Genomic DNA, 7287 nt, shown 5'->3' with positions numbered 1-7287 from the left:
GCGCGGAGAAGTGCAGCCGGTCCGGCCGCTGCGGAGCGTCGAGCCCCTTGGCGCGGATCTCGGGACGGGCGCTCGCCTGCGCGGGCACCGTGTCCTCCTTCTCGAGCGACGGCTTGTCGTCCTCCAGGGGGACTTCCTCGACCTGCTGCTCGACCTGGACCTCCAGGTTGAACAGATAGCCGGCGGACTCCTCCTTGATGCCGTCCATCATGGCGGTGAACATGTCGAAGCCCTCGCGCTGGTACTCGACCAGCGGGTCCTTCTGGGCCATCGCGCGCAGCCCGATGCCCTCCTGGAGGTAGTCCATCTCGTAGAGGTGCTCGCGCCACTTGCGGTCCAGGACCGACAGCACGACCCGGCGCTCCAGCTCACGCATGATCTCGGAGCCGAGCTGCTCCTCGCGCTCCTTGTACTGCTCGTGGATGTCGTCCTTGATGGACTCGGAGATGAACTCGGCGGTCAGACCGGCCCGGTCCCCGGCCGCCTCCTCCAGTTCCTCCACGGTGACCTTCACCGGGTAGAGCTGCTTGAACGCGCCCCACAGCCGGTCGAGGTCCCAGTCCTCCGGGAAGCCCTCGGCGGTCTCCGCGGTGATGTACGCGTCGATCGTGTCGTCCATGAAGTGCACGACCTGCTCCTGGAGGTCCTCGCCCTCCAGAACACGGCGACGCTCGCCGTAGATGACCTCGCGCTGACGGTTGAGGACCTCGTCGTACTTGAGGACGTTCTTGCGGGTCTCGAAGTTCTGCTGCTCGACCTGCGACTGGGCGGACGCGATCGCGCGCGTGACCATCTTGTTCTCGATCGGCACGTCGTCCGGGACGTTCGCCATCGCCATCACGCGCTCGACCATCTGGGCCTTGAACAGCCGCATCAGGTCGTCGCCCAGGGAGAGGTAGAAGCGGGACTCGCCCGGGTCGCCCTGACGGCCGGAGCGACCGCGCAGCTGGTTGTCGATACGACGCGACTCGTGCCGCTCGGTACCGAGGACGTAGAGGCCTCCGAGGTCCTTGACCTCCTCGAACTCGTCCTTGACCGCCTGCTCGGCCCGCTCCATCGCGGCGGGCAGGGCGTGGGCCCACTCCTCGATGTGCTCCTCGGGGTCGAGGCCCTGCTGGCGCAGCTCCGCCTCGGCGAGGTCGTCGGGGTTGCCGCCGAGCTTGATGTCCGTACCGCGGCCGGCCATGTTGGTGGCGACCGTCACGGCGCCCTTGCGGCCGGCCTGGGCGATGATCGGCGCCTCGCGGTCGTGCTGCTTCGCGTTCAGCACCTCGTGCTGGATACCGCGCTTGGCGAGCTGCTGCGAGAGGTACTCGGACTTCTCGACCGACGTCGTACCGACGAGGATCGGCTGGCCCTTCTCGTGCTTCTCGGCGATGTCGTCGACGACCGCCTCGAACTTCGCGACCTCGGTGCGGTAGATCAGGTCGGACTGGTCCTTGCGGACCATCGGCCGGTTGGTCGGGATCGGGACGACGCCGAGCTTGTAGATCTGGTGGAACTCGGCGGCCTCGGTCATCGCCGTACCGGTCATGCCCGAGAGGTTGCTGTAGAGGCGGAAGAAGTTCTGCAGGGTGATCGTGGCGAGGGTCTGGTTCTCGTCCTTGATGTCCACCCCTTCCTTCGCCTCGATCGCCTGGTGCATGCCCTCGTTGTAGCGGCGGCCGGCGAGGATACGCCCGGTGTGCTCGTCGACGATCATGACCTCGCCGTCGATGACGACGTAGTCCTTGTCCTTCTTGAAGAGCTCCTTGGCCTTGATGGCGTTGTTCAGGTAGCCCACCAGCGGGGTGTTCACCGACTCGTAGAGGTTGTCGATGCCCAGCCAGTCCTCGACCTTGCTGACACCGGCCTCGTGGATGGCGACCGTGCGCTTCTTCTCGTCGACGTCGTAGTCGCCCGTCTCCTCCAGGCCCTTGAGGGAGTTGCCCGCCTCGCCCTTCTTCAGGCGGGTGACCAGCTTGGCGAAGTCGCCGTACCACTTGGTGGCCTGGTCGGCCGGGCCGGAGATGATCAGCGGCGTACGGGCCTCGTCGATGAGGATGGAGTCGACCTCGTCGACGATCGCGAAGTTGTGGCCGCGCTGCACCAGTTCGTCCTGCGACCAGGCCATGTTGTCGCGCAGGTAGTCGAAGCCGAACTCGTTGTTCGTGCCGTAGGTGATGTCGCACGCGTACTGCTCGCGGCGCTGGGCCGGGGTCATGTTGGCGAGGATGCAGCCGACCTCGAGGCCCAGGAACTTGTGGATGCGGCCCATCATCTCGGAGTCGCGCTCGGCCAGGTAGTCGTTGACCGTGATGATGTGGACGCCGTCTCCGGAGAGGGCGTTCAGATACGCGGGCAGGGTGCCGACCAGGGTCTTGCCCTCGCCTGTCTTCATCTCGGCGACGTAGCCGAGGTGCAGGGCGGCGCCGCCCATCATCTGCACGTCGTAGTGGCGCTGGCCGAGGACACGCTTGGCGGCCTCGCGCACGGTGGCGAACGCCTCGGGCAGCAGGTCGTCCAGGGTCTCACCATCGGCGTAGCGCTGCTTGTACTCCTCGGTGAGGGCCTTCAGCTCGGCGTCGGAGAGGTCCACGAAGTCCTCTTCGATGGACTTGACCTGGTCCGCGATGCGGTGCAGCTTGCGCAGGATCTTGCCTTCGCCTGCACGCATGATCTTCGAGAGGACGGACACGGGGGTTGGTCTCCTTGCCGGTCGGGCCTGGGACGGTCGGTTTCCAATGACATGGCTGAGCAACGGCCATCGTATGCGAGGACCCCGCCACGCCGGGAGCCTGCCGGGGACGCCGACCGTCCACTACTTCAAAACTGCTTCAAAGGGACAACGGCCGGGGGTCGCCGATGGTGCCGCGTCGTTCCGAGGAATTGCGCGAAATGTGATCACCCGCTCACACAGCGCGAAAGGATGGCGTCCTTGTGCGCCCCCGAGCAGAATCGGCCGATGGAACCCGTCACGCTCACGACCGACCGTCTGCTCCTGCGCGGCGTCGGCCCGCAGGACACCGATGTCGTGTATTCCGCCGCCCAGGACCCCGAGATCCAGCGCTGGACGACGATCCCCTCGCCCTATCTCCTGGAGCACGCGCGGAGTTTCACCGAGCAGCTGGTCCCCGAGGGCTGGGCGAACTGTTCGATGTTCACCTTCGGTGTCTTTCTCCCCGAAGGGGAGTTGGTGGGCATGCTCGCCATCACGATGCGCTCCCTGGGCGTCGGCGAGGTCGGCTTCTGGGCGACGAAGCGGCACCGCGGCAACGGCTACATCACCGAGGCCACCGTCGCCGTCTCCCGCTGGGCCTTCACCCGGCTGTCGATCGACCGCGTGGAATGGCGCGCGGAGGTCGGCAACAAGGGCTCCCGCGCGGTGGCCGAGCACGCCGGTTTCACCATCGAGGGCACACTCCGCTCCGCGATCAACAACAAGGGCGTACGACGGGACTGCTGGGTGGGCTCCCTGCTCCCGTCGGACCTGGGGCTGCCGTCGACAGCGCCGTATCTGCCCGCCCGGCCGTAGCAGGACGAATCCGCAGCTCAGCCCGCATTGTCAGTGCCACCCTCTATCGTGCGGAGACATGACGAGTGCCCCGCGCCCCACGACCGACCTGTCGGCAGCCGACGCCCGCCGCATCGCCCTGCGCGCACAGGGTTTCCTCGGTGCCCCCGACCGCCGCGCGAGCGTGCGCGGCGTGCTCCGCCATCTCGGCGCGGTCCAGCTCGACACCATCTCGGTCCTCGCCCGCTCCCACGAACTCATCCCCTACGCCCGCCTCGGCGCCGTCCCCCGCAAGACGGTCGAGGACGCGTACTGGACGCCCGCATCCATTGGCGCGCCTCCGGCACGACCCCACGCCTTCGAGTACTGGTCGCACGCCGCCTGCATCCTCCCCGTCGAGGAGTGGCCGCACTTCGCCTTCCGCCGCCGCGCCTACCGCGACCGCCCGCACTGGAACCACGACCTCCCCGACGGCACCTACGACCAGGTCATCAAGCAACTCCGCGCCGAAGGCCCCCTCACCTCAACGGAGTTGGGCGGCGCCAAGCGCACCAGCGAGTGGTGGGACTGGTCCGGCGCCAAGGTCGCCGTGGAGCGCGCGCTGATGTACGGCGAGGTGGTGTGCGTGGAGCGCCGCGGCTGGAAGCGGGTGTACGACCTCGCCGAGCGCGCGATCCCGCGACCACTGCTGCACGACGAGCTGGATGACACGGAGTGCCTCCGCCGCCTGGTCAAGCTGGCGGGCGTCTCACTGGGCGTCGGCACGCGCGCGGACATCGCCGACTACCACCGCCTCAAGGGCGAACAGGTCGACGCGGTGATCGCCGACTCGGGCCTGGTCCCGGTCACGGTCGAGGGCTGGGGCAAGCCCGCCTGGGCCGACCCCGCAGCCCTGGAGACACCCCCGCGCGGCCGCCAGCGCACCACACTCCTGTCCCCGTTCGACTCCCTGATCTGGGAGCGGACCCGCACAGAGCGCATCTTCGGCTTCACCCACCGCCTGGAGGCCTACGTCCCCAAGCCCAAGCGGATCTACGGCTATTTCGCGATGCCGGTGCTCGCCGGCGGCCGACTGGTCGGTCGCGTCGACCCCGCGCGGGAGGGTCGCACCCTGGTGGCCAAGCAGGTCACCCTGGACGGCGTGAAGGCCGTCCCGTCCGTGGCCCAGGCCCTGGTCGAGGCCGCGAGCTGGGTGGACTGCACGGACGTACGCGTGGAGCGGGTCGACGCCCCCGAGCTGCGCGCCCCCCTCGCCGGAGAACTCGCCCGTCTCCTGGCGTGAGGGTCGGCGGATCGAGGGGGGCAGCGGATCGGGGTCAGCGGATCTCGAGGATCTTCTCCCGCATCGCGTAGACGACCGCCTCCATCCTGGAGTGCAGCTGCAGCTTCTCCAGGATGTTGCGCACGTGGTTCTTCACGGTGTTCTCGGAAATGAACAACTGCTTGGCGATATCGCGGTTGTTCATACCGGTGGCGACGAGTTTGAGAACCTCCAGCTCACGGTCGGTGAGCCGGGGCGCGGGCACCAGTCGGCGCTCGTCGGTGCGCTGGATCATCGACTTGAACTCGGTGAGCAGTTTCGACGCCATGGAGGGGCTGATCTGCGACTGCCCGTCGGCCACGGCGCGAATGGCGGTGGCCACTTCGTCGGTCGAGATCTCCTTGAGGAGATATCCCGTCGCGCCCGCCTTGATCGCGTCGTAGAGATCGGCCTCTTCGTCGCTGATCGTCAGCATGATGATCTTCGCGCTGGGTGCCACCTCCTTGATGGAGGTGCACGCCTCGATACCGCCCCGCTTCGGCATCCGTACGTCCATCAGGACGATGTCCGGCAGCAGATCCGCCGCCTTGTCCACGGCCTCCGCGCCGTCGCCGGCCTCTCCGACGACCTGGATGTCCTCCTCGGCCGCCAGCACGATCTCCAGGCCTCGGCGGAAGAGCGCGTGGTCGTCCACGACAAGGACTCTGATCGGCTCCTTGCGTGTCGAGCCCGCTTCCGGGCCCATGCCGACGACGCCGCCGTCGGTATCCCCGACATGCATCGGTCCGAAGCTGTCCGCCATCGTTCCTCCCCCTGAAGGCTGTGGCCTGTGGTCCTGTGCCATCGCCAACCCAAGGCAGCGGCCCACCGGTTGGGCCTGTACGGCCATGATTCCATGCCCGGACGACGGTGCGGTCACGGAGCGGGGCGCGAACTGGTCGCACACCGGTGCCCCTGGGGGCGCACACGCGCTCCAGGGGCACCGGCTCAGCGGTCGGCCGGGTGGGTCAGCCGCCCAGCGTGCCGCCGGCCGCGGGCGGTTGCGCCTGCGTGACCATCGGGTCCGTGCTGAGGTGGATGACGCCGTAGTCGTAGGCGTGCCGTCGGTAGACGACGCTCGGTTCCTTGGTCTCGGAGTCGACGAACAGGTAGAAGTCGTGTCCGACCAGTTCCATCTCGTAGAGCGCCTGGTCGAGGGACATCGGAGAGGCGACGTGGGTCTTCTCGCGGACGACGAGGGGGCCTTCGCCCTTGACCTCCAGCGAGCCGATCTTCTTGGTGGGCACACCGTCCGACTGCTCGTCCGGGACGGCGTGGCCGTTGCCGTTGAGCGTCGCCGCGCCCGGGACGTGGTCGGGGACCTCGGCGGCGGTGAGCCGACGGGCGCCGCGACGCGTGTTGCGCTTGTCGTGCTGCTTGCGCAGCCGGGCATCCAGCTTCTCCGCCGCGAGGTCGAGTGCCGCGTACGGATCGTTGGCCGAGGCCTCCGCCCGGATCACCGGACCGCGGGAGCGGAGCGTGATCTCCACTCGGTCACAACGGTCGGCCTGTCGGGGGTTCGGCTCCTTGGACACCTCCACGTCGAGGCTGATCACCTTGCCGTCGAGCTTCTGGATCTTCTCCAGCTTCAGCTTCTCGGCCACGTGCTTGCGGAACCGCTCGGGCACCTCGGTCTTGCGGCCCTTGACGACGATGTCCACGCAGAACTCCGTTCCCGGATCGCTCCGCTTCGCTGCGGAGCGTCTCCCTTTCGCACCAGGCTCCGGTCACCCCGGAACCTCGGACTCGGTGACTTCCACCTCCTCCTCCCCCATGGGCAAGATCTCCACCCCATGGCCGCGGGTGATTGCAGAAAACCCGCAGCACGGCATTCGGATAGGAGAGGTGCGGCCTGCGCCTTTCTCTCACAACCGAACATATCTCGCCCGGACGGATGTCGTCACCCTCTACCGCGGCGTACCTCCGTTCAGGTGAATTGGCCCTCTGATTACCTGCAACGACGCAAGCGCACGGTCAGTTCCGGTTTATTTCGAAGGAATCAGGCGACGCAGCGATCACCGCTGCGCAGATCAGGCCATCGGGGCCGTTCCTCTCCACGATTCCCGGTGCACTGAGTGCCATGTTCCTCCCGTTCTCCAACGGTCTCTCGTTGTGTTCCTCTCTGCCTTCCCTGGACACACGCGCGTACACAGCGGCGGTCGCGCCAACTTCTCCGCCGCACCCGATCGCCTCACGCACGGCACGCGCCGCCTCCCTCAAGGAGGCCCCCGTCGTCATCAGGTCGTCGACGAGCACCACCGGACCAGCCGCGAGCAACGGTGCACCGCCCGCGACCACCTCCAGCGCACCGGCGAGATTGTCCTGCCGCTCCCGGGAGTTGAGCCCCGACTGATCGGCCACCCACCGCCGCTGCCGCAACACGGCCACCACCCGGGCCGGCGTCCCGGTCCGCCGCAACTCCCCCGCCGCCGCCAACGCGATCCGCCGCGCCGGATCATGCCCTCGGGCCCGCACGGCCCATCGCGCGGAGGGC

6 protein-coding genes are annotated in these 7287 nt (G+C 67.9%); 2 read left to right on the top strand and 4 right to left on the bottom strand.

Translation table 11 applies throughout. The features are described 5' to 3' along the window. Positions 1 to 2677, bottom strand: a 2677-nt coding sequence (gene secA / locus JHN63_RS46325; protein WP_200691148.1) for a preprotein translocase subunit SecA, incomplete at its 3' end; no start/stop codon positions are given. Positions 2678 to 2944: 267 nt separating this feature from the next. Here secA and JHN63_RS46320 point away from each other — a divergent pair. Together JHN63_RS46320 and JHN63_RS46315 are read left to right on the top strand one after the other, a co-directional pair. Further along, positions 2945 to 3514 (top strand): GNAT family N-acetyltransferase, encoded by a 570-nt coding sequence (locus tag JHN63_RS46320; protein ID WP_200691147.1) that lies wholly within the window; start codon positions 2945 to 2947, stop codon positions 3512 to 3514. 58 nt (positions 3515 to 3572) lie between these two features. Further along, on the top strand, positions 3573 to 4775 hold the full coding sequence (locus JHN63_RS46315) for a winged helix-turn-helix domain-containing protein (RefSeq protein ID WP_200691146.1): 1203 nt from the start codon (positions 3573 to 3575) through the stop codon (positions 4773 to 4775). Between the two features lie 34 nt (positions 4776 to 4809). On the opposite strand, the gene JHN63_RS46310 is transcribed toward JHN63_RS46315, so the two are convergent. From JHN63_RS46310 to JHN63_RS46300, 3 genes are all read right to left on the bottom strand, one after another. After that, a complete protein-coding gene (locus tag JHN63_RS46310; protein WP_200691145.1) occupies positions 4810 to 5556 on the bottom strand; it encodes a response regulator transcription factor in 747 nt (248 codons plus the stop codon). Positions 5557 to 5761: 205 nt separating this feature from the next. Then, positions 5762 to 6454 carry a ribosome hibernation-promoting factor, HPF/YfiA family gene (hpf, locus tag JHN63_RS54495; RefSeq protein WP_019056767.1) on the bottom strand — a complete coding sequence of 231 codons (693 nt, stop codon included), beginning with the start codon at positions 6452 to 6454 and terminating at the stop codon, positions 5762 to 5764. Between the two features lie 313 nt (positions 6455 to 6767). Then, positions 6768 to 7287 (bottom strand): ComF family protein (locus JHN63_RS46300; protein ID WP_200691144.1); only part of this gene is annotated, 520 nt, incomplete at its 5' end.

The organism is Streptomyces sp. MBT65 (genome assembly GCF_016612545.1).
Classification (GTDB): Bacteria; Actinomycetota; Actinomycetes; order Streptomycetales; family Streptomycetaceae; genus Streptomyces.
The sequence above is the reverse complement of the archived record's forward strand: the minus strand, read 5'-3'. Positions and strand labels throughout refer to the sequence as shown.

What these genes read in the sequence shown, in the direction of transcription:
- JHN63_RS46315 (WP_200691146.1), top strand. Translation starts at nt 3,573, where the DNA reads ATGACGAGTGCCCCGCGCCCCACGACCGACCTGTCGGCAGCCGACGCC.
- JHN63_RS46320 (WP_200691147.1), top strand. Translation starts at nt 2,945, where the DNA reads ATGGAACCCGTCACGCTCACGACCGACCGTCTGCTCCTGCGCGGCGTC.
- JHN63_RS46310 (WP_200691145.1), bottom strand. Translation starts at nt 5,556, where the DNA reads ATGGCGGACAGCTTCGGACCGATGCATGTCGGGGATACCGACGGCGGC.